Consider the following 21,009-nt stretch of genomic DNA (forward strand, 5'->3'; position numbering starts at 1 on the left):
GTGTCCGACATCGAGGTTCTGGCGCATCATGCCTGTTTTGACGGCTCCCTGCGGTTTGTCCGGCATAATTCGCAGGCGCTCGGCGTTCCCGCGACGTTTGGCATCTTTCTGCCAAAAGAGGCTCTGGCGGGGCACAAGGTCCCCGTCATTCATCTGCTGGCCGGGCTGACCGCGACGCAGGAGACGTTCCTCATCAAGGCCAATGCCATCCGTTTTGCCGCCGAACATGGCATCGCACTTGTCGCCCCCGACACGTCCCCGCGCCATACTGGCATCAAGGGCGAGGATGACAGTTACGATCTGGGATCGGGTGCCGGCTTCTATATCGACGCCACGTCCGAGCCCTGGAGCCATCACTACCGGATGGAGACCTATGTCGGCGAGGAACTGCCCGCGCTGACCGAGCGGCTCTACCCGCTGGATGGCGCGCGGCGCGGCATCATGGGGCATTCCATGGGCGGCATGGGGGCGCTGCTTCAGGCGCTGAAATATCCCGACCGCTGGAAAACTGTCTCGGCTTTCGCGCCGATCTGCCATCCGAGCATCGTGCCCTGGGGGCAGAAAGCGTTTGATGCGTATTTCGGCGGTGATCCGGCGAAATGGCAGAGTTGCGACCCGACGCTTCTGCTGCGCGCGAAGCATACCCATCCGTCCACCATTCTCGTGGATCAGGGACTGATGGACCAGTATCTGGCGGATCTGTGCCCGGATGCGCTGGAGGGGGCGGCGAGAGAAGGCAAACAGCCTCTCGAACTCCGCCGTCATGCCGCGTATGACCATTCCTACTGGTTCGTGCAGAGTTTCATCGCGGACCATCTGATCCACCATGCCAAGGGGCTTTCCGCGTGAAGCGTTCCGTTCTTGCCGCTCTTTTCCTGCTGGGAGGCTGCGTCTCGCAGGCTCCAACCGGCCCTTCGATCACGCCCACGGCCCATACCGATTTCCGGCATGACACGCTGGCCCTGACCTGGCAGCCGGGTTTCTGCGCCACGGGCGGCGGATGTGAATGGGACCAGACGCATCGCATCTCGATCGGTCTGCACGGGCTGTGGGCGTCCGAGCCGCATGCTCTGGAAGCACAGGGTGTGCCGGTGCAGGAATGGTGGTCCAAGGGCTGTGATCTCTACGATCACAACGACACCCCGCCGCAGCTCCTGCCGACAACGGTCGAGGCGCTGCGGGGTGTGGTGCCACATCTGAAGAAGCCGCTTTACGTGCATGAATACACCAAGCATGCGCGCTGCTTCGGCTATGACGCGGACCGCTTCTTTATTACGTCCATGGAAATGCGGGACCGGTTCGCGGCTTCGGCGTTCGGGCTGTGGCTGTCACAGCAGGCCGGATTTCAGGTCAAGCGCGATGACATGCTGGCCACCTTCGCACGTCTGATGAATGTGCGCGACAGCCGGGCGCTTCAGGTCCGTTGCGAACCGGCCCATAACGGGCAGATGGTGCTGACGCAGCTCTGGTTCACGCTGGACCCGAAGAAGCTCTCCCGCTTCCCCTATGAAGGCGCCTATCTGTCCTCACCGGATGACCAGAACGGCTGCCCGGCCACGTTCCTTGTCCCGGGCTGGACGGCGCCGTCCGTGGTCGATCAGCGGCCGTAAAGCTCTTCGGCGCTGATTTCGGGCTGTGCGGTATCACGCAGCCCGTCTGGCGTCACGCCGTGATAGAAACAGCTCCGGCGGCCGGTGTGGCAGGCCACGCCGGTCTGGTCGACGATCATGAGAACGGCGTCCATGTCGCAGTCGAGCCGCGCTTCGATGAGCTTCTGCTGCTGGCCCGAGGTCTCGCCCTTGCGCCACAGCTTCTGGCGGCTGCGGGACCAGTAGCAGACCCGGCCCGTCAGGAGCGTCTCGCGCAGGGCGTCCGCGTTCATCCAGGCCAGCATCAGGACCACGCCATCCGGGGCCTGCGCCAACGCGGAAATCAGGCCGTTCGCGTCGAACTTCACCTGCGTGATAATGTCATCGATAATGGACGAGGCGGGGGGAACATAGGTCACGAACGCATCTCCTCGGGAAACCAGACGGGCCAGACTACAGAAAGCGGCTGCCCATTGCATGTGAGGTCCGATGCGGACCAGGCGTCACGTCGCAGCATGGCGAGCGCCCGCCTGCCGCTCCGGGAGCGGATGTCGCCCACTTCGCGCTCACCGGAAACGATGATGCCGCCTTCGTCGGGGAATGTGCCATCCGACAGCGCAACGGGCAGCAGGCGGCGCTTGACGAGGCCGCGGTAATGGGTGCGGGCGGTGAGTTCCTGTCCCATATAGCAGCCCTTTTTCCAGGATACGCCATGCAGCAGGTCCATGTCGGCTTCGAGCGCCAGTGTCTGCTCGCTTTCAAAATCCATGACGTCCGGCAGGCCCAGCGTGAGGCGCCGCTCCAGAAATGCGATCGCCGTCTCACCGCCCTGGGCCGGTCCGGCCATGATCGCACGCCATCCAGCCCCTTCGCAGCGTGGGTCCGGGGCGCTCGCGAGGACGGTTTCAGGAACCGTGCGGCCTTCAGCGCCGGTGATGACCTGAAAGGGCGTGTTCTCGATCTGCACATCCGCGCGCAGACGGAAGCGGGAGAGGCGCTTGGCGAGCATCTCCGCATGATCGGCTGGACAGTCCATCAGGATGCGGTCGGGCGTGGCGTACAGAAAAAATTCGCTCAGCCAGCGTCCCTGCGGTGTGAGCAGCGCGCTCCAGACGGCTGTCGTGTCCGTCAGGTTCTGGACGTCGTTGGTGACGAGCCCCTGAAGAAAGCTGGCGCGGTCCGTTCCCGTAAATGACAGAATGGCGCGGTGAGAAAGATATTCGTGCATGTGAGACATCGCTGTTCCGATGGCTTCCAGCAAAACCACCCTGCTGGAAAAACGCCCGACCATAGCGGGCAAATCCCACATCCACCATCTCTGCGTCGGGATGGAATGCGCGGAAGACCTCTGACCGGATGATGTGGAAACAGTAAACTTCGGACGTGCAGGCGTGTTTCAGTTCATGGCTGCGGGTTGCAGTCTGGTAATAGTCGGAGGATATTGGCGTATCGCGGTAGTACGGCCCTGTTCCGCGACCCCGTCTCTGTTCGGAGTGAAAGAACGTTGTCAGCCGCAGAAATCGTGGATCCCACCCAGAGCCCTGCCAGTGACCGGCGAAGGATCTTCCAGATCCTGGGCCCTCTCGTGGGCGTGCTTCTGGTCATCGCCGCGATTACAGGAATCAGTCTTCACAATTACCAGACGACCCGCAAGGGCGCGATTGCGCTCTCCAACGATCTTCTGCGCAGCCAGCAGCGCTATGTGACGCAGGAGGTCAGCGACTATCTGGCCCCGGCCTCCATCGGCGCCCTGATCGCACAGGACATGTTCCGCGATCCGTTGACCAACGCTACGCCTGACACGTTCATGCTCTACGGACGCTCCATCCTGACGCATACGCCGCAGGTGGACAGCTTCTATATTGCGAACGATCAGGGCCAGTTCTGGATGATCACGCGCCATGGTCAGGACGGGTTCGAGCAGACCCATTTCCAGACCGATGACGGCAAGCAGGTCTATCACCACGTCTATACGGACAAGGACGGCAATGTTACGGGCGAGAGTTCGGACCCGGCGGAAGGCTATAACGTCGTTGTCCGGCCGTGGTTCGCAAAGGCCGTCAAGCATCAGAATGACCCGGAGCGGCAGCTCCACTGGACCGATCCTTACGCCTATATTTCAACGCATCAGTTCATCATCACCGCGTCGCTCGCCTTTGACGGGCATGATGGGCATAAATCGGTTTTTGCGATCAACATTTCGCTGAACCAGCTGACCTCGTTCCTTAACAAGCTTCAGGTCGGGCGCAGTGGACAGGCGGTGATCGTGGACATGCACGGCCAGATCATCGCAGGGCACAATGTCGCGGCCGGGCAGGATCCGAAGACCTTCGATCCGGGGAATGTGTTTCTCGATCCCAAGACGCAGCCCGTCTTTATTCACGCGCTCAACCGTTTCCGCATCAAGGGGCCGGGCACAGGCGTGGTGCGGGCGCGGGGCAGGAATTACGTCACCATCGCCTCCGAACTGCCTTTCGTGCATCGGCACTGGGTGCTGCTGCTGAATGCGCCGGAAAGCGATTTTGCCGATTTTGCCCAGACGGCCCGGCGGCAGAATATCGGGTTCTCGCTGCTGGTCGTCGGACTGGCCTCGGTGTTGGCGCTCGCGCTGGTCGCGCAGGGGCGGCATGTGGAACGTCTGAGAAAGCGGCTCCAGTGGGGGCGGGATCAGGTCAAGGCGGAGAATGCCTCGCTGCTGGAAATCGCCAGCACGCCGGACCTGTTCGATCCCGCGCATGAAGTGCCGATCCTGACGGAGGCCCTGACGGCCCGGACCAGTGCGCGGCGTGCCAGTCTGTGGCGTCTGCTGCCAGATGGGGATCGTCTGCTCTGCGAGGATGCTTTCGATCCGTCGCGCGACGTGCACAGCACGGGCGTCGAGATCAGCCGGCGGGACAATGGCAAGCTGTTCGAAGCTCTGGACGAGGGGCACACACTGTCGATCGCGGATGCCTCGCAGGACGAGCGCACCCAGAACTTCCAGCGTGTCATCATGCGGGCCGTGGGGGCGAATACGCTGCTGTTTCAGCCGGTCCGCAATGCGCACAGGACCGTTGGCGCGATCGTGCTGGAGGATCCGGGGCAGCCGGAGACGATGGAGCACATCATCGCCATCGTGGGCTCCATCGTGGCCCTGCGTTTTGCCAAGCCGTTTGATGCAACGGAGGGCGAGGGTCACTCCGGTCTGACGATACCGGCCGAAAAGCATGACACGCGGTTTGACGAGGGCTTTCTTCTGGAGCCTTCTGCCACTGCCGGAGAACCGGTGGCGGCGGGTGTGTATCCGCAGGTTCCGGTCATGGTCATTTCCTTCGTGGACCCCTATGCGCCGGACCGTGACAGCATCGCGCGCGCCATGAACGTCATCCGCACGCTCAGTCTGGAAATCCAGAAAATCGCGCGCGACAGCGGGCTGTTCTCCGTTCAGGTCGTAAGCAACCGGCTCGTCCTCGTGGGCGGCTGTTCGCAGACGCCGGACCCGTCCGCGGCTGTCCGGCTGGCGGATGCCGCGGTCTCGATCCGTGAAGCCTGTCTGTCCTCGCTGGCGGCGGCGGATCTGGATCCCGTGTTCCGGATCGGCATGGATGTCGGCCCGGTCATGGCGTCGGAACTCGGCGAACGGCCTTCCGTCTTCAACATCTGGGGCGATGCCCTCAATGGCGCTGAACTCCTGACCGGCAGCGCGCCGGATGCGGGTACGATCCAGGTCTCCGAGCAGGCCTACGTGATCCTGCGGGAACATTTCCTCTTCCGGGAGAGGGGGATGTTCTATCTGCCCCATAGCGGCATTACCCGAAGCTTCATTCTGGCGGGCCGCCGATGAAAGTGCTGCGTAATCTCGACCGGATCACGATGGTCCGGAACATGCTGGTGCATCTGGGATATTTTTCCCGCACGCAGATGCGTTTCACGCTCATGATGATCGGTGCGGGCTGGGGCATCATGCGTGAGGCCGTGCGGCTGACGACCTGGCGGCGGACGGTGCGGATCGAGTTCTGGGCCTCCCTGCATCAGGCCGTGGGCGGTGGTATTCTCAGCACGCTGGTGACGGCGGCGCTGACGGGTTTCGGTATCGTGGCGCAGACCGTCTACTGGCTCGGTTTCGCGGGCATGGCGCAGATGACCGGGTCCATTCTGTCCACGGTTCTGGTGCGCGAGATCGCCCCGGTCCTGGTCGGCGTGATCCTGCTGGGACGGTCGGGCATGCTGATGCTCACCGAGCTTGGCACGCTCACGACGGGCGGGCAGATGCGCGCCATGACCGGAATGGGGATAGATCCGTTCATCTCGTTCCTGCTGCCGCGCAGTCTTGCCATGACGATCAGTGGGTTCACGCTCGGCATCATTTTCAGTATGGCGGCCCTTGTCGTGGGCTACGGGGTCTGTCGCGTGGAAGATGCGATCACGATGCCGATCTGGGCTTTTATGGATCAGGTGGTGGCCAGCGTAAAGCCGATCGATTATTTCGTGATCCCGGCCAAGTTCATTTTCAGCGGTTACGCCGTGGGTGTGTGTTCGTGCCTGTCGGGTATGGATGTCACGACCGAAGACGACCTGTCCAGCATGCTGCCGCGCGGGTTTGCGCGCGGGATGCTGTCCATCATGGTCATCAACGTCGTTTTCAGTGTGTGTTTCGATGGCTGAGACTGACGACGTCTTCCTCAATGCACTGGATGCCCGGCTCGAACTGCTCGATGCCACGCCGCAGTTCGATGAGAGCGGGCTGGTATCGAGCCGTTACAACCTGCGTCTCAATCCTGGCGAATGTGCCCTGATCGAGTGTCGTGATATGGCGCAGGCGGCCCTGTTCGCCGATATGTGCGTGGGCCTCATTCCGCTGGGTGCCGGGCATGTCCGGTGCATGGGGCTGGACTGGGCCGATCTCGATGAACGGCGCGGCAATGCGCTGCGTGGGCGGATCGGGCGGGTCGTGGTCACGGGGGGATGGGTGGATCTGTATGGAACGCACATGAACATCCTGTGGCCCCAACTGCACCATACACGCATTCCGACCGACAGGTTGCAGGCGCAGGCGGTGCATCTTGCCCTCCAGCTCGGTCTGCCGGGCCTGCCGGTAATCCCGCCGAACCGCCTGTCGGCCTTGGACCGGCGGCGCGCTGCCTGTGTGCGGGCGATGATGGGCGAGCCGACCCTGCTGTTGCTGGAGCATCCCATGGAAGGAGCGCCGGCCAGTCTGATGAATGCTTTTCTGTCTCTCGTAACCGATCTGCGGGACCGGGGATGCGCGGTTGTGTGGATGGCTCCGGATGAAAGCGGGTGGGGGGATTATGCGTCCGATGCCACCATCCGCCTGCGCCTTTATGATGACGGACTGTTTTCGATGCGAGGTTCCTGATGTTTCGCGTACGCCAGACCGAGACCGCCCGACCACTCTTTCAGAACCGCTATGCGGATGAATGGGTCGGGCTGCTTGTCCTTGCCGCGATCGTCATGTTCGCGGTGGCTGTCGTGGAGGCCGGTTTCCTGCGCCAGTGGCTGACGCCGGAAAAGAAACTGCATTTTGTCCTGCCCGAAAGCGGTGTGGCCGGACTTGCGATCGGCAACGATATTGAGGTCATGGGGGTTCATGCAGGTGAAATCCGCCGTCTGAAGCTCAACGAGACGGGCCGGATGTATGCGGAAGGGGATCTGGACCCGCAGTTCGCCAACTTCATCCGCCAGGACAGCACCGCCATCATCCGCCATCGCCTGATCGTGGCGGGGGCAAGTTACATTGAACTGGGCCGGGGCAAGGGCAAGCCGCTCGACTGGGACTACGCGGTCCTTCAGGCGACGGTCGAGGCCAACCCGGCGGACGTGATTACCCGGACCGTCATGGATCTGCGCAACAAGCTCGTACCGGCCATGAATAACGTCCAGCTCATTACGACGCAGGTCAACGATATGCTGACCGACATGCGAAAAGGACAGGGCACGATCGGCGGGCTGCTGGTCAAGGATGACGTGCTCGACAAGGCCAATGCGGCCCTGGCGCATCTTGATGCTGTCATCGCGGATCTCAGGCCCATTGAAAAACAGGCAGGGAGCGTCATGACGAAGGTTGATGGAACGATGGCCAATGCCAGGGCCGCGACGGCCAGCCTGCGTCAGAGCATGCCGCAGGTACAGCAGACCGTGGCACATGCCAATACGGCTACGGCGCAGCTTCCGGCTCTTCTGGCTCAGGCGGAAGCAAGTGCGAGCAGTCTGCGCAAGCTGACGGATCAGCTGCGCGGGCTGTGGCTGCTGGGCGGTGGGGGCAGCAGGCAGGAACCCTCGCGTCGTCTGCCGGCACAGGCGGTGCGGCCATGAGGCGCGTTCTTCTGGCCTGCACGGGCCTGATGGTTCTGACGCTGGGCGGCTGCTCGTCCGCGACGAAGGGGCCAAAGCCCGATCAGCCTTATGAAGACGCCATGGATACCGGTAAGAGCGTCTATGGAATCGGTCAGGCCACACAGGCCGAGGCCCAGTACCGGACCGCGATGGACCGTGCCCTGATGCGCGATGATGCGCCGTCCATTCACGAGGCCGGTTTCAATCTGGCGACAGTCCTGCTGGCGGAAGACGAGCCGCGGAAAGCCCTGCAAAGTCTTGGCGAGACCGAAGCCGCGCTCAGCCTGCGCGGTGTTTCGGATACGTCCGACCTGGCCGTGATCCGCGCGGCCGCCCTGTACCGGCTTCATGACACGGTGTTCGCGTCGCAGGCTGTGGGGCGCGCGCTTCAGTCTCCGGATACGGGAATCCGTGAACGGGCGCTTTACCTGTCAGGTCTGATCGCAGCGGATCTGAGACAGGATACGGTTCTGGCCCAGCGCGTGAATGATCTGGCCACCTTCCGTGAAACCAGCGCGCAGGTTGACCGGCAGGAACTGACGGCCCGTCTGAACCTGCTGCGCCGCCAGCCCGAACTGGCCAGCAGCGAGGCCCTGTCGGTTGTGAAAAGTCGCCGTGATGCGCTGGATTATCGCGGGATGCGCCGTGCGCTCACTCTGGCGGCGGACGCGGCCGAGGCGGCGGGGCATCAGCCACAGGCTGCGGCCCTTCGGCAGCAGGAAAAAATCAGCGGGCAGGTGGCGGCAAAGCAGGCTGGAGATGATGGGGCCGCGTCCAAAGAGACCGCTTCTGAAAAGGCGGAACCCGGAAAGGTTACGGTGCAGGTTCATGGAACCCCGGTCGACCAGTCAGGTCTCGGCGCATCCGACTGAACGATCACAGGCTTCATGGTCCATGAGGCCGGAAGCCTGTTTGTAATGTTCGTCAGAACTGGCCGCGGGTATTGCCTGCACGCTTGGCGTCCGCTTCACACATATACGTCCCGTGGGCCGTAGCGCCGTACCAGAAGCTGCCCTGAACGTGATAGACATGCGTTGCGGTGTTGACCCAGACCTGATTGCAGGTCTCGCTGTTCGTTCGGTCTGCCGCCTGTGTGACCCGGGGCTTCTCGCCTGAAGTCGTGCTGGCGACAGCATTCTCAGCCTTGGGCTCCTGCGCGAGAGCTGTGCCGCCCAGAAGTCCAAGAACGAAAAAAGAAGCAAGCATTGTTTTCATGCTGAAAGTCCCTTGGCTGTAATCCTTATGGGCTTTCAGGTTATGTAAATGGATGTTCTGTTCCAAATCACGAACGGGTAATTAATAAAATATGGAATAACATTTCTGTTAAACCACAAGTAACGTCTTTGTTATATATGACTTAATATTACAGGTTCCCGAGAATCTTGAGGCCCACCAGTGTCGCATTCGGAATAACCGAGGTCTGGCCGGGGCGCATCATGTATTCAAACTCCGGCTGTAGCACGAGACCCGGCCGGATGGGGACGCCGTAATAGGCTTCCAGAATGGCGGAATGGGTCTGCGGGCCGTTGACGAAAGCTCCCATGGACATGCCCGCGAGCTGTCTCAGGCGCTGGCCGAGCGTGATGGCAGGGCTCATCTGATAGTAGGAATACATCACGCCGAACCGGTCGAACGGCCGGCGGGGGATAATGCCCAGCAGCGATGCGCCGACATAGACCTGATCCGAGAATGTCGAGACGCTGGGCGTATTGTGCACGTAGCCGGCGAGGATGTATCCGCCCGCCATCTGATGCTGGCCGCCCTTGCGATACACCATCTGGTCCGCTTCGATATAGAACGTGTCGCGTGGTTTGGTGGCGTCATGGAAGACTTCCTTCGCGAACATCGCCGGAATGGTCCCGAGGCGATCCGCATAAGGCGATGTGTCATGCGCGAAGCCGAGCTTGTAATGGCCCGGAAGGTTGTCTGGACCGATAAAGGGCTCCCAGGTCAGTTCGATCGGAAGCATGATGCCCGTGGATTTTTCACTGCCCCAGGCCCAGCCGCTCGGATTTTCCGTCAGCGCGCCAACCCTGTAGACGCCGGTTCGCAGGGTCAGGTCCCGTGTGGGTTTGAAGCGCAGCGTGCCGCCCCAGGTGGCTTTCGGATAGACGCTCCAGCCCTCGTCAGCCTTGATGGCGGGGGGCGCGGAGCACTGCACCATGAACGTGCAGAGCAGCAGGGACGTCGCATAGGTATGCGTCAGCGTGATGCGGCCGATATTGATGTTGAGGTGGTTGTTGAAAAACGATTTTTCGAGATAGATGTCCGCCAGATGGGCCGCCGCATGGCCTGAGAGGCTGTAGACCTCACTCAGCAGGATATGGTGGTCCCCGACATGGTCATAGGAGACCTCGCGGCCCGCGCGCTCCATCATCACCGCATGCAGGATCCAGCCATCCAGTCCGAGCAGCCGGCCCAGATCCCATCGTGTATTGAAGGTCAGTTCATGGGCATAGGACATGCCCTTGCTGATGCCGCCACCGACATTCGCCATGGCTTCTGCCTTGTAGGAGAACTCGAAGCTGAAGCCGCGCTCCGCCAGCCAGTTCCGGTAGGGCGAGAGCTGGGGCGCAATGTGACCGAAGGATTGTGCCGGTACATAATAACCGGCTGTCAGGTCCCTGCGTCGCAGGGCATCATCATTGCGGTTGAGCAGCGATGAAATGCTCTCCGTATCGAAAATCGCGCCCAGATGATCGGCGGATGGCGCGGGCGGATGTGGATGGCGAGCCGGGGTTTTCCGGGCGGGTGGCAGCGCGATGGCCGGGTTCGTGGAGGGGAGTTGGAGGGGCCTCGCAGAGGGGATGTTCTGTGGTGCGACGGCGGCTGTATCCTGAGCATGGACGGCCAGGGGAAGGGTGCCAATAGCCGAAATAATATTAATCTTCAGGAATATTTTTAAAAAATACTTACAAGACATCTTGGTATTCTTTTCTGAGATCATAATAAATATGGGTATTGATTTTAAATACAATATACGAACACAGATAGCAGAATGAACGCATGTGGTGTGTTTGTATCTTTTGATAGAGACATAAAGTCCCTAATGAAGAAAATTCCCAATCACATAATCCGGAATTTTCTTCACTAAATAAAAAAGTATAATTTATTGTCGGGCATTTGCGCGGGCATTCCGCAATTTGAAGGGTGGCTGAATCAGCTTTTCTGAAGACCGGACTGGTGCGGCTTCAGGGAGCGTTTGACTGGATCAGGATCTGTTCAGGTCTGATGGCGCTCACGCTCGATCAGGGCCAGTCCTTCGGCGACCGAGACGAATTCCGATCCGCCGTCCACTCGCTCGGCCCCGAAGCGACGGTCGAACAGATCGCGGACAGCAGGCACGAAGGACGTGCCTCCGGTCAGGAAGACCCGGTCGATATCGTTCGGTCCAAGCCCAGCCTGAACCATGGCATCTTCGATGGCGTCGTCCAGTCGCGCCAGATCAGGCCCGATCCAGCTTTCGAAATCCGCGCGGGTGATGGTCTCTTCGATCTTCAGATCACGGTGAATGAAGCGCAGGACGGTGCTCTCCTGACGCGACAGGTCACTCTTGGCCTGTCCGACCGCGCGATAGAGGTTTTGGCCTTCCTGATCCTCGATCAGTCGCAGCAGGCTCCGCAGCTTTTCCGGCTCGGACGATGTTTTGGCGACGTCCGCGATGTCGCGCAGGGTCTGGGGCGTGCGCATCAGCGACAGGCGATGCCAGCGGCCAAGGCTTGCGAACCATTCTGCCGGGACAGGCAGGGGCTGGCCGCCCATGACGCGATAGGTCGCATCGCGTCCCAGAGCCGGGGCCACGGCATGGCTGATGATGCGGTAGTCGAACTGGTCGCCCGCGATGCCGACACCCGAATGGCCGAGTGTGGTGACGCGCTGGCTGCCTTGCGGATTGAAGCGCATGACCGAGAAATCGCTGGTACCGCCGCCGAAATCGCCAACAAGAACGGTGGCGGGCCTGTCGAGACGCTGCATGAAGCGCCAGCCTGCGCCCTCGGGTTCGAGCACGATATTGGGCTCGGGAAAGCCCGCTTCCAGAAAGCTCTCGCGCAGACGGGCGACACCAAGCGAATCATCGGCCAGTTCGCCCGCAAAGCGCACGGGGCGGCCTATTGTGGCGCTGACATCGGACGGAGTCAGTCCTGCCTTGTCCATCAGCGACGTCAGAAAGCGCGCAATCAGGGCTTCGAGCGTCATGGTGTTGCTAAAAACCCGCGTCTCACGGAAAGACCCCTGCGCGAGATAGGTCTTCATGGACATGATGAGGCGGCTTTCGGCCGGATCGTCCAGATACGCCTCAATGGCGTCCAGCCCGATCGCATCCTTCATGACGCGGCGGCGTCCGTCCTGATCCATCCACAGGCAGAGCAGCGTGCGGCAGGTTTCGCTGGTGGCGTGGTCGGTAAAGACGAAGCGGGCAGGGTGGGTATTGCCGTTCTCATCCGCGATCACGACCACGCTGTTGGTGGTGCCGAAGTCAATGCCGACGCGGATTTTGGTCTGGTTGTGTCCGGGCGCCGTCATTGGTTCTGCTTTCTTCCGGTTTGGGCAAAGGGCGTGGGTTTAGGGAAGAAGCGGGCAAAGGCCAAGCATAAAAAAAGGGAAGCGCCCTTTCGAACGCTTCCCCTTTCAGACGTGGACCGGGGATCAGGAGACGGCCATCTCGCAGACGGCGTCTTCCGTCACGGCCGGGCGCATCCTGCCCATCTCGGCTTCGGACTGCACCATGGGCGACATGCCGAGCGCGGACAGGAGCTGGCGGTCACGGTGTTTGGCCGGGTTCGGCGTGGTCAGGAGCTTCTCGCCACAGAAGATCGAGTTCGCACCGGCCAGGAAGCACAGCGCATGGGCTTCGTCCGTCATGTTCTCGCGGCCTGCGGCGAGGCGGACATGGCTTTCCGGCATCATGATGCGGGCCGTGGCGATAATGCGGACGAAGGTGATGGGATCGACGGCTTCGGCCTCACCCAGCGGGGTACCTTCGACGCGGACGAGCAGGTTGATCGGCACGCTCTCGGGGTGCTTGGGCAGGTTGGCGAGCGTCATGAGCAGGCCGGCACGGTCGGACAGGTCTTCACCCATGCCCACGATTCCGCCGCAGCAGACATTGATGCCTGCGTCGCGCACGTTCGAGAGCGTATCGAGACGCTGCTGGTAGGTGCGGGTGGAAATGATGGAGCCGTAGAACTCTTCGGACGTGTCGAGGTTGTGGTTGTAGTAGTCCAGTCCCGCGTTCTTGAGGCGCTCGGTCTGCTGCGCGTCGAGCATCCCGAGCGTCACGCAGGTTTCCAGCCCGAGGGACTTCACGCCTTCGATCATCTCGCAGACGGTGTCGAGGTCATGATCCTTCGGCGTGCGCCAGGCGGCTCCCATGCAGAATCGGCCCGCACCGGCCTTCTTGGCCGCGCGTGCTTCCTTCATGACGGACTCCACGGCCATCAGGCGCTCGGCCTTGACGCTTTTTTCGTGCAGTGCACTCTGCGGACAATAGGCGCAGTCTTCCGGGCAGCCACCCGTCTTGATCGAAAGAAGCGTGGAAATCTGCACTTTCGTGGGGTCAAAGTACCGGCGGTGCAGGGTTTGCGCGCGGTACATCAGCTCCGGAAAAGGCAGGCTGATAAGAGCTTCGACTTCGTCGCGGGTCCAGTCGTGGCGGACGTCTGGCTTGGTCGTGGTGGTGGCCGTCACGGATCAATCTCCAAGGGTTGCTGCATCACACCTACCCAAAATTGTCCCATCGTGTCATCTCATCGTCACTCTTGATGAGCCGGAAAACGGACGAGGTCGCAGAATGAAACACTGGCATATCGATCAGATGGACTGGAACTCCTTTGATCCTTCCCGCGTCGATCCCGAGATCATCCCCCTCGTGAAGGCGGCTTCCGTGGTGGAAAAGAACGGTCTCGACTACGCCCAGTATCTCCGTCGCGTCTTTGTGGGCGATCCGGATTTCAGCAAGGCGGCCGAGAACTGGGCCGTCGAGGAAGTGCAGCACGGGGATGCGCTCGGGCGCTGGGCCATGCTCGCCGATCCGTCCTGGAATTATGAAAAGGCATTCGATCGCTATCGGGCATCCTATCAGATCGATGCGGATGTGGACGCCTCGATCCGCGGTTCCCGCACGGGGGAGTTGATCGCGCGCTGTATGGTCGAGACCGGCACGTCGTCGTTCTACACAGCACTGGCCGATGCGACGGACGAGCCGCTGCTCAAGGCCATCTGCAAGCAGATCGCGGCCGATGAATACCGGCATTTCAAGCTGTTCTACGATCACATGCGCCGTTACCTGAAGCGCGAGAAGCTCGGTGTGTGGGCACGGACCCGCATTGCGCTGGGTCGTGTGACGGAGAGCGAGGACGACGAACTGGCCTCCGCCTATCACACGACCAACGAGCCGCCTGGCATGGCCTATGACCATCAGCGGTGCATCGCGGCCTACATGTCCAAGGCCATGGGGTTCTACAAGCCCAAGCATATCGACCGGGTGACCGCGATGATCTTCAAGACCATCGGTTTCACGCCGCATTCGCGCTGGCAGAAGCTTGCCGCGAACCTTGTCTATCGCCTCATGCAGTGGCGTCGGAAAGTCTTTCAGAAAGCTATGGAAGCCTGAGGTCAGGCACGAAACATTGGGATACTGAAAAAAGAAGACGAAACAGGGCGGTTGTGCCATGAAAGGCAGCTGTTTTCTTCCCTGCGTCCGGAGATCGAGATGACCGTTTCCGCCCTTTTCTCCCGTCGTGCCGTCTATGGGGCCACCCTGGCGCTGTGTGCCATCGGGCTGTATCAGTTTCCGGCCGCAAAAGCGGATCCGTATTCTCTGCCGATTGCTACATCCGGGCCGGTAAAGACCGATATGCTCAGCCCCGCCACACTGTCCGCCCAGCAGCTTGCCAAGCAGGTCGGTTATGCGCAGTTCACTGCGGCTGACTGGCATGTCGGCCTGGTCCGGCACATGGTCATGTTCCGCTACACCAAGGACTCAACGACCGCCCAGCGCGCCGAGGTCTCAGGCCGTTTCCTGCATCTTGCACAGGACAGCCGACGCGCGGATGGCAAGCCGGTCGTCGCCAGCATTGAAACCGGTTTCCAGAGCAGCGGGGAAGGGGCCGATGGCGGCCTGCAGCAGGCGTTTCTCGTGACGTTCCGGTCCGAGGGCGATCGCAACTACTATGTCGGCAAGCCCATCGTAACGGATCCTGCGTTTTTCGATCCGGCTCACGAAGCTTTCAAGGAATTCGCGGCTCCGTATCTCGAGAAGGTCATGGTGTTCGACTACACGGTTGCGGCTGAGGTCGCACCTGCCGGCACAGGCGCAAAAGCAGGGAAAGTCAGGCATCACCGCTGATCGGCCGGTTTTCGTTCTGTCCTTTTGACGAAATGATATTTTATCCCTCATTCTAGCGCACCACTCTGGAATGAGGTTTGATGTGAAACGATTCCTTACGTCGCGACATGCCCTGAAACAAGGGGCCAGTCTTCTCGCCCTCGCCGCGGGGCTGACTGTTTCCGGCGCCCAGGCCGCCGGTTACAATGCGGGCTGGGGCTTTGACGAGGCCGGAATGAACCGCGCGGTTCGCCCCGGTGACAATTTCTTCGAATACGCCAACGGTACCTATCTCAGGAATCTCAAGATTCCTGGCGACATGAGCAGCTACGGTCCGTTCCGTATTCTTTATGAGCTTTCGCTGTCCCGTCAGAAAACCATTCTCGACGAGGCTGCCAACAAAGTGTCCGAACGGCCTTCCGATGATATGGGCAAGATCGGCACCTATTACGCCAGCTTTCTGGACCAGAAGGCTGTGGACCGTCTGGGCGGCAAGCCTCTGTCCGCCGATCTCGAGACGATTCGCAAGGTCGCGAACGGCAGGGATCTTGCCGCAGCGTTTGGCGCTTCCCTCAAATCCATGATGTTCTCAACATTCCAGATCGGCGTGGAGCAGGATCAGAAAGATCCCCAGCATTACATGCTGATGCTCGATCAGGGCATGAGCATCGGGGTGGGCGGCGGTCTCGGCCTGCCGGATACGAGCTACTACACAAACCCCAAGCTGGCGGACAAAAAGAAAGCCTATCAGGCCTATATCGCCAAGATGCTGACGCTCGAAGGCTGGCCGGACGCCGAGAAGAACGCCCAGGCCGTGGTCGATCTCGAAACCGCGCTTGCCAAGGTCGAGGTTCCGCGTGACCAGACCCGCGATCCGCTCAAGATCTACAATCCGATGCCGGTTTCCGAACTTCAGAAGCTTGCTCCGGACTTTGACTGGGTCACGTTCCTGACGAGCGCCGGACTTTCGGCGGAAGGGCTGGAAAACCGCAAGGTCGATGTCCGGGAACCTGCGGGCGTCAAGGCGATGGCCACGGTGCTGAAGGGGACGGATATCGGAACGCTGCGCGCCTGGCTGGCGTTCCATCTGGGCGACAATGCCGCAGCCTACCTGTCCCACGATTTCTATGACGCGTCGTTCGAATTCAACAGCCATACGCTGTCGGGTGTGGCGCAGCAGTCTCCGCGCTGGAAGCGCGCCGTGCGCGTGACGAACGGTGCCCTGGGCTGGGCCTTGGGCCGCGAATATGTCGCGCGTTACTTCCCGCCTTCCGCACAGGCGCAGATCACGTCGCTGGTGCAGAAAGTGAAGGCGTCCTTCCACGAACGTCTCGAGCACAATAGCTGGATGGACGAGCCGACCCGCAAGGCGGCCCTGAACAAGCTGGACCATTTCGCCATTCAGGTCGGCTATCCGAAAAAATGGTGGGATTACAGCAAGCTCGAAATCCGCAAGGGCGACGTTTACGGCAATGCCGTTCGTGGTGCCGCGTTCAACTGGCAGCATGACCTCGACAAGCTCGACAAGCCCGTGGACCGTGACGAGTGGGGCATGACGCCGCAGACGGTGAACGCCTACAACGATCCGACGATGAACGAGATCGTGTTCCCGGCTGCGATCCTTCAGCCGCCGTTCTTCGATCCGAAGGGTGATGTCGCCGTCAATTACGGTGCCATCGGCGGTGTGATCGGTCACGAAATGAGCCACGGCTTCGACGATCAGGGCCGTCACTATGACGAGCACGGTCGCCTGAACGACTGGTGGACCAAGGCTTCGACGGATGCGTTCCAGAAGCTGGCCGACCGCTTGGGTGCGCAGTATGATGCACAGGAAGTCCTGCCGGGCGCGCATGTGAACGGCAAGATGACCATGGGCGAGAATATCGCGGATTCCGGGGGGCTGAACCTTGGTCTTCAGGCCTATCATGACTCGCTGCACGGCAAGCCCGCGCCGGTCGTGCATGGTCTGACGGGCGATCAGCGCGTGTTCCTCGGCTGGGCCCAGGTCTGGCGTGAAAAGGATCGTCCGGATGCACTGCGTCAGCAGATGCTGTCGAACGAGCACGCCCCGGCCATTACCCGCGTCAACATCCCGGCTCACAACATCGATGCCTGGTATGATGCGTTCGACGTAAAGCCCGGCCAGAAGCTCTATCTGGCACCGGATCAGCGTGTAAAGATCTGGTAAGGTCGTGACAAATCGGAACGTGGGGCCTAATCACGGTCTCACGTTTCACTTTTCTGCCTGACGGACCCATTCTCATGACGCAAATGACGATCGGCCATCTGTACACCTCGTTGCATGCGGGCTGTGCCAGCGCGGTCGCGCGCGTTCTTGAGGCTTATGAGGTCGAGGTCGAATATGTCGATCTGGACCCCGATGATATCGAGGAGGCTCTCGAAGGGGCGGAAGTCGATCTTCTCGTCTCCGCATGGTTTCCGCGGGACGAAAAGCTTGCTGGTCCGGGGCGTCGGGTTCTGGGCGATCTGTACCAGCCTGTCGTCAGTTTTGCGGCCCTGTCGCCGCTGGGTGCCGTCGGGACGCTGACATCCGCGGATGTGGACCGCATCATCGTCAGCGATGACAGCCGTCAGGCGCTGGAAGAAGCCCTCAAGCAGCTTCCGGCCCTTTCGGTGTTGCCGATTGAAAGCATCGGGGAAGGGGCGCTGATCGAGCGTCTGGAAAAGGCCCGCGATGCCGGAAAGAAGCCGCTGGTCGTGGCAACGCAGCCTCATGCGGTCTTCCATACGGATCTGCTGAGCGTGATCGAGGATCCGGCCCATCTGCTGGGCGGAGAAATGTCGGCCCGAATGATCCTGCGTGAAGACGTGGCCCGTCAGGCGGACAGTGATCTGCTCGACGAGCTTTCGGAAATGATGCTCGGCAACAGGGTCATGAGCGCCCTGGACTATGTCATTTCCGTTGAAGGGCAGGACCCGGAAGGGGCTGCCGAAGCCTGGCAGCGCGGACGTCTGATCGGTCGCTGATAAAAAAGGGAGCGCGGAGAAACCGGCCCCCTTTTTTCTGGTCTCAGCGGAAAACGAGACCGCCATCGATCAGGACGGACTGGCCCGTCATGTAATCGGCATCGCTGCTGGCGAGATAGGCGACGAAACCGGCGACATCGTCCGCCGTCTCCACGCGACCGAGTGCGATTCCCTCAACGTATTTCTTGTAGGTTGCGCCGACTTCCGTGCCGGTGATCTCGGCCATGCGCCTGTCGATCGTGACCCACATGTCGGTTCCGACAATGCCGGGGCAGTAGGAGTTGACAGTAATGCCCGAGGACGCGAGTTCCTTGGCAGCCGACTGCGTCAGGGCGCGGACGGCGAATTTGGTCGCGGAATAGGCGCCCAGAAGAGGATAGCCCTCATGCCCGGCGATTGAGCAGGCATTGATGATCTTGCCTTTCGTGCCCTTCTCCTTGAAGATTCCCGCAGCCGCCTGCATGCCCCAGAGCACGCCCTGAACATTGATGCTGAAGATCTTCTCGATTTCCGCAGGCTCGATGTCCAGAACCGGTTTGACCTGACAGATCCCGGCATTGTTGACCATGATGTCCAGGCCACCGAGCGTCTTTGCGGCATCGGCCAGTGTGCTGCGGAACTGGTCACGGTTGCTGATATCGGCCGTCAGGGCCACAGCGCGCCTGCCAAGAGCTTCAACTTCCTTTGCGGTTTCGGCGAGCGTGTCCTGCTTGACGTCCAGCAGGATGAGATCCGCGCCATCCCTGGCCAGACGAAGCGCAATGGCTTTGCCGATACCCTGGGCTGCACCCGTAACTGCGGCGATTTTTCCAGAAAGGGACATTGAAAAAAGATCCTTCGATTGTCCGTCATCGGCATCTGACTGCCATGACGGCGGGAACCATCGCCCCTTTGCTTCCCGCATTCCACAAAAAATCGCCTGTTTCGCGAGACTGACACATTATTGTGTCAAAGGGGACGGGGTCTGTCTGGGTAAGGATAATTTTCATAAACCTGCTCTGGTCATCTGTTTCCGTGCCTGCAAGGATGCGTTAAATAAACGTTACGAAGAAGCTTCGGCAGGAAATTGATGAACCATCCCGACAGCATTAGCGCCGTTTTTGAGACTTTCGGGGGCATCAGTGATGAGGAATGGCTTCAGGTTCTGGTGTCATCCGTCCATATTCCTGAAATCCAGGGCGTGATGATGCCTTCCTTTCCGCCGGACGGCCTTCAGCGGGAAATCCATGGGCACCACGGGGAAATCTCCATCCATGAGGCGCATGTCTTCTTCCGGGAAATCAAGGCGTATTGTGCCTATGCCGGGCGACCGGTCCGTCCGGAGACGGCGCTGCTGGATTTCGGCTGCGGCTGGGGGCGTATTGCCCGGCTGTTCATGAAGGATATCCGGCCGGCCAATCTGTATGGTGTGGAAACCACGGACCGTTTCCTCATGGCGGCGCGTCGGGCCAATCCCGCGCTCAACTTTCTGGGGTGCGGCCTGGTCCCGCCGATGCTTCTGACGTCTGAAAGCTTTGACCTGATTACGTCATGGTCCGTGTTTTCGCATCTGGATGAATTTCTGGCCGGGCATTGGGTGCGGGAGTTCCATCGACTGCTCAAGCCGGGCGGTATGCTGGTTATGACGACGCAGAGCCGCAGATTTATCGCGTTCTGCGCTGAACAGAGACTCAAGCGCGCCTCCGGCATCCGGCTCGATCACCCGTGGCATGAAGTCTGCGCGGACAGCTTCATCGACGAGGCGCGGGCCAATGCCGAGTTTGAAGCCGGGCGCTTCCTGCATGCGGCGTCCTCGAAACCGCCGCAGCCCCAGTCGCATTATGGTGAGGCGATCATCCCGCGCAATTACATCATCAAGACCTGGGGCGGTCTGTTCCGTCTGATCGAATATATGGACAATCCCGTGCGGTTGCCACAGGTCCTGATCGTGATGCAGAAGATCGGGTAGTCATCATTTGTCATGAAGAGACGGGACGTAAGGAGAGGGGTTTGAGAAAAGCCGGTATCGGTACGGTCCTGTTCGCAGTTCTTGTGCTCATGTCTTTCTCTGCTGCGCCCTCTGCTGCGCCTGCCCAGACAGCGGAAATCGTGACCGTCACCGGGCAGCACGCGATGCGTGTCGGCAGCTACAGGGGCATCCACTGGGTTTATGACCGGTTCGACCGTCTGCCCGAACGTGCGCGGAAGGACCTGTCACTGCATTTTCTGGGCGACATCCTGCCCGATCATGCCGTGCCGTCCGAGGCGCATGTCGTGCTCCATGCCAAAGGCGGCGATATTCCGCTCTTCGTAGGGCAGGACCGGGACATGCGTTTTCCCCGTTCCGACGCACTTCTGGCCGAAAATCCGCCCGTTCTGCTAACCCTGCCACCCGGCCGGAAAGTCCAGCTTGAACTGGCGATCGAGGTGGCCCCCCTGCCGACGCCCTCTTTCACGAAAGAGCAGGCCGGGGTCTGGATGGGGGAGATCAATGCCGCCATCCGGGACTTCTTTGGCGTGATCCTCGCCTTTCTGGCGCCGGACGCTCATCGCCTGAAGGTCGATGTCGCCCCCGGCGCACGGTTCGAGGCGGTGGAGAGCGGGACGGCGCGGCTTCTGGTCGATAATCAGGGGGCCGTGCCCTACACATATGTTCTCCGGCCGCAGGATTATCAGGATGGAACGGTGTTCCGGTCCGACAGGCCGTTTTCCATGATCCGCGTGAAGGTGCCCACGGACGAGTTCTTCACGCTCAAACGGAAAAAGTGACGCGGGATTTGACAGATGGCCCGC

20 protein-coding genes are annotated in these 21,009 nt (G+C 60.8%); 13 read left to right on the top strand and 7 right to left on the bottom strand.

Annotated features, from left to right (window positions below):
- Positions 1-849 (top strand): S-formylglutathione hydrolase, encoded by an 849-nt coding sequence (gene fghA / locus GFJ39_RS03420; protein ID WP_325062811.1) that lies wholly within the window; start codon positions 1-3, stop codon positions 847-849.
- Positions 846-1,610 carry a ribonuclease T2 family protein gene (locus GFJ39_RS03425; RefSeq protein WP_325062812.1) on the top strand — a complete coding sequence of 255 codons (765 nt, stop codon included), beginning with the start codon at positions 846-848 and terminating at the stop codon, positions 1,608-1,610. The genes fghA and GFJ39_RS03425 overlap by 4 nt, the downstream gene beginning before the upstream one ends.
- Here GFJ39_RS03425 and hisI read toward each other — a convergent pair.
- Positions 1,598-2,008, bottom strand: a complete 411-nt coding sequence (gene hisI / locus GFJ39_RS03430) for a phosphoribosyl-AMP cyclohydrolase (RefSeq protein ID WP_325062813.1) — start codon at positions 2,006-2,008, stop codon at positions 1,598-1,600. The two genes, GFJ39_RS03425 and hisI, sit on opposite strands and share 13 nt — an antisense overlap.
- Positions 2,005-2,817 carry a CAF17-like 4Fe-4S cluster assembly/insertion protein YgfZ gene (gene ygfZ / locus GFJ39_RS03435; RefSeq protein WP_153429934.1) on the bottom strand — a complete coding sequence of 271 codons (813 nt, stop codon included), beginning with the start codon at positions 2,815-2,817 and terminating at the stop codon, positions 2,005-2,007. The genes hisI and ygfZ overlap by 4 nt, the downstream gene beginning before the upstream one ends.
- Before the next feature lie 276 nt (positions 2,818-3,093).
- On the opposite strand from ygfZ, the gene GFJ39_RS03440 reads away from it, so the two are divergent.
- Genes GFJ39_RS03440 through GFJ39_RS03460 form a run of 5 tightly spaced genes read left to right on the top strand, consistent with a single transcriptional unit; the run spans position 3,094 to position 8,794 of the window.
- Complete coding sequence (locus GFJ39_RS03440; protein ID WP_153429834.1) at positions 3,094-5,412, top strand: cache domain-containing protein; 2,319 nt, start codon at positions 3,094-3,096, stop codon at positions 5,410-5,412.
- Positions 5,409-6,233, top strand: coding sequence for an MlaE family ABC transporter permease (locus GFJ39_RS03445; protein WP_153429836.1), 825 nt, complete (start codon positions 5,409-5,411; stop codon positions 6,231-6,233). Before GFJ39_RS03440 ends, GFJ39_RS03445 begins: the two co-directional genes overlap by 4 nt.
- On the top strand, positions 6,226-6,945 hold the full coding sequence (locus GFJ39_RS03450) for an ATP-binding cassette domain-containing protein (protein ID WP_153429838.1): 720 nt from the start codon (positions 6,226-6,228) through the stop codon (positions 6,943-6,945). The genes GFJ39_RS03445 and GFJ39_RS03450 overlap by 8 nt, the downstream gene beginning before the upstream one ends.
- On the top strand, positions 6,945-7,901 hold the full coding sequence (locus GFJ39_RS03455) for an MlaD family protein (protein ID WP_153429840.1): 957 nt from the start codon (positions 6,945-6,947) through the stop codon (positions 7,899-7,901). The genes GFJ39_RS03450 and GFJ39_RS03455 overlap by 1 nt, the downstream gene beginning before the upstream one ends.
- Entirely contained in the window at positions 7,898-8,794 is an 897-nt protein-coding gene (locus GFJ39_RS03460) for a hypothetical protein (RefSeq protein ID WP_153429842.1), read from the top strand. The genes GFJ39_RS03455 and GFJ39_RS03460 overlap by 4 nt, the downstream gene beginning before the upstream one ends.
- 52 nt (positions 8,795-8,846) lie before the next feature.
- Here the strand turns inward: GFJ39_RS03460 and GFJ39_RS03465 are convergent, their stop codons facing one another.
- From GFJ39_RS03465 to bioB, 4 genes are all read right to left on the bottom strand, one after another.
- The gene (locus GFJ39_RS03465; RefSeq protein WP_228391769.1) at positions 8,847-9,128 is read right to left on the bottom strand and encodes a hypothetical protein; all 282 of its coding nucleotides are present in this window, start codon (positions 9,126-9,128) and stop codon (positions 8,847-8,849) included.
- Positions 9,129-9,285: 157 nt separating this feature from the next.
- Positions 9,286-10,884, bottom strand: a complete 1,599-nt coding sequence (locus GFJ39_RS03470) for a carbohydrate porin (RefSeq protein ID WP_407645856.1) — start codon at positions 10,882-10,884, stop codon at positions 9,286-9,288.
- Positions 10,885-11,144: 260 nt separating this feature from the next.
- Positions 11,145-12,446: an Hsp70 family protein gene (locus GFJ39_RS03475; RefSeq protein WP_153429846.1), complete on the bottom strand. Its 1,302-nt coding sequence runs from the start codon at positions 12,444-12,446 to the stop codon at positions 11,145-11,147.
- A 123-nt stretch (positions 12,447-12,569) separates the two neighbouring features.
- Positions 12,570-13,610, bottom strand: a complete 1,041-nt coding sequence (gene bioB / locus GFJ39_RS03480; protein ID WP_325062814.1) for a biotin synthase BioB — start codon at positions 13,608-13,610, stop codon at positions 12,570-12,572.
- A 103-nt stretch (positions 13,611-13,713) separates the two neighbouring features.
- Here bioB and GFJ39_RS03485 point away from each other — a divergent pair, with 103 nt between their 5' ends.
- The 4 genes from GFJ39_RS03485 to GFJ39_RS03500 all read left to right on the top strand — a co-directional run bounded on the left by GFJ39_RS03485 (position 13,714) and on the right by GFJ39_RS03500 (position 18,237).
- Positions 13,714-14,535 (top strand): acyl-ACP desaturase, encoded by an 822-nt coding sequence (locus GFJ39_RS03485; protein WP_153429848.1) that lies wholly within the window; start codon positions 13,714-13,716, stop codon positions 14,533-14,535.
- A gap of 99 nt (positions 14,536-14,634) precedes the next feature.
- Positions 14,635-15,270, top strand: coding sequence for a Dabb family protein (locus GFJ39_RS03490; protein WP_153429850.1), 636 nt, complete (start codon positions 14,635-14,637; stop codon positions 15,268-15,270).
- 70 nt (positions 15,271-15,340) lie between these two features.
- Positions 15,341-17,437 (top strand): M13 family metallopeptidase, encoded by a 2,097-nt coding sequence (locus GFJ39_RS03495; protein ID WP_153429852.1) that lies wholly within the window; start codon positions 15,341-15,343, stop codon positions 17,435-17,437.
- A 74-nt stretch (positions 17,438-17,511) separates the two neighbouring features.
- Positions 17,512-18,237 carry a glycine betaine ABC transporter substrate-binding protein gene (locus GFJ39_RS03500; RefSeq protein ID WP_153429853.1) on the top strand — a complete coding sequence of 242 codons (726 nt, stop codon included), beginning with the start codon at positions 17,512-17,514 and terminating at the stop codon, positions 18,235-18,237.
- A 43-nt stretch (positions 18,238-18,280) separates the two neighbouring features.
- Here the strand turns inward: GFJ39_RS03500 and GFJ39_RS03505 are convergent, their stop codons facing one another.
- The gene (locus GFJ39_RS03505) at positions 18,281-19,060 is read right to left on the bottom strand and encodes an acetoin reductase (protein WP_153429855.1); all 780 of its coding nucleotides are present in this window, start codon (positions 19,058-19,060) and stop codon (positions 18,281-18,283) included.
- 246 nt (positions 19,061-19,306) lie between these two features.
- On the opposite strand from GFJ39_RS03505, the gene GFJ39_RS03510 reads away from it, so the two are divergent.
- Positions 19,307-20,185 carry a class I SAM-dependent methyltransferase gene (locus GFJ39_RS03510; protein ID WP_153429857.1) on the top strand — a complete coding sequence of 293 codons (879 nt, stop codon included), beginning with the start codon at positions 19,307-19,309 and terminating at the stop codon, positions 20,183-20,185.
- A 41-nt stretch (positions 20,186-20,226) separates the two neighbouring features.
- Positions 20,227-20,985 (top strand): hypothetical protein, encoded by a 759-nt coding sequence (locus tag GFJ39_RS03515; RefSeq protein ID WP_153429859.1) that lies wholly within the window; start codon positions 20,227-20,229, stop codon positions 20,983-20,985.
- Positions 20,986-21,009: the final 24 nt, after the last annotated feature.

This window comes from Gluconobacter aidae (assembly GCF_009547075.1).
GTDB classification, from domain to species: domain Bacteria; phylum Pseudomonadota; class Alphaproteobacteria; order Acetobacterales; family Acetobacteraceae; genus Gluconobacter; species Gluconobacter aidae.

What these genes read in the sequence shown, in the direction of transcription:
- GFJ39_RS03505 (WP_153429855.1), bottom strand. Translation starts at nt 19,060, where the DNA reads ATGTCCCTTTCTGGAAAAATCGCCGCAGTTACGGGTGCAGCCCAGGGT.
- GFJ39_RS03490 (WP_153429850.1), top strand. Translation starts at nt 14,635, where the DNA reads ATGACCGTTTCCGCCCTTTTCTCCCGTCGTGCCGTCTATGGGGCCACC.
- GFJ39_RS03445 (WP_153429836.1), top strand. Translation starts at nt 5,409, where the DNA reads ATGAAAGTGCTGCGTAATCTCGACCGGATCACGATGGTCCGGAACATG.
- GFJ39_RS03455 (WP_153429840.1), top strand. Translation starts at nt 6,945, where the DNA reads ATGTTTCGCGTACGCCAGACCGAGACCGCCCGACCACTCTTTCAGAAC.
- ygfZ (WP_153429934.1), bottom strand. Translation starts at nt 2,817, where the DNA reads ATGCACGAATATCTTTCTCACCGCGCCATTCTGTCATTTACGGGAACG.
- GFJ39_RS03500 (WP_153429853.1), top strand. Translation starts at nt 17,512, where the DNA reads ATGACGCAAATGACGATCGGCCATCTGTACACCTCGTTGCATGCGGGC.
- GFJ39_RS03495 (WP_153429852.1), top strand. Translation starts at nt 15,341, where the DNA reads ATGAGGTTTGATGTGAAACGATTCCTTACGTCGCGACATGCCCTGAAA.
- GFJ39_RS03460 (WP_153429842.1), top strand. Translation starts at nt 7,898, where the DNA reads ATGAGGCGCGTTCTTCTGGCCTGCACGGGCCTGATGGTTCTGACGCTG.
- GFJ39_RS03485 (WP_153429848.1), top strand. Translation starts at nt 13,714, where the DNA reads ATGAAACACTGGCATATCGATCAGATGGACTGGAACTCCTTTGATCCT.
- GFJ39_RS03510 (WP_153429857.1), top strand. Translation starts at nt 19,307, where the DNA reads ATGAACCATCCCGACAGCATTAGCGCCGTTTTTGAGACTTTCGGGGGC.
- GFJ39_RS03475 (WP_153429846.1), bottom strand. Translation starts at nt 12,446, where the DNA reads ATGACGGCGCCCGGACACAACCAGACCAAAATCCGCGTCGGCATTGAC.
- GFJ39_RS03465 (WP_228391769.1), bottom strand. Translation starts at nt 9,128, where the DNA reads ATGCTTGCTTCTTTTTTCGTTCTTGGACTTCTGGGCGGCACAGCTCTC.
- GFJ39_RS03450 (WP_153429838.1), top strand. Translation starts at nt 6,226, where the DNA reads ATGGCTGAGACTGACGACGTCTTCCTCAATGCACTGGATGCCCGGCTC.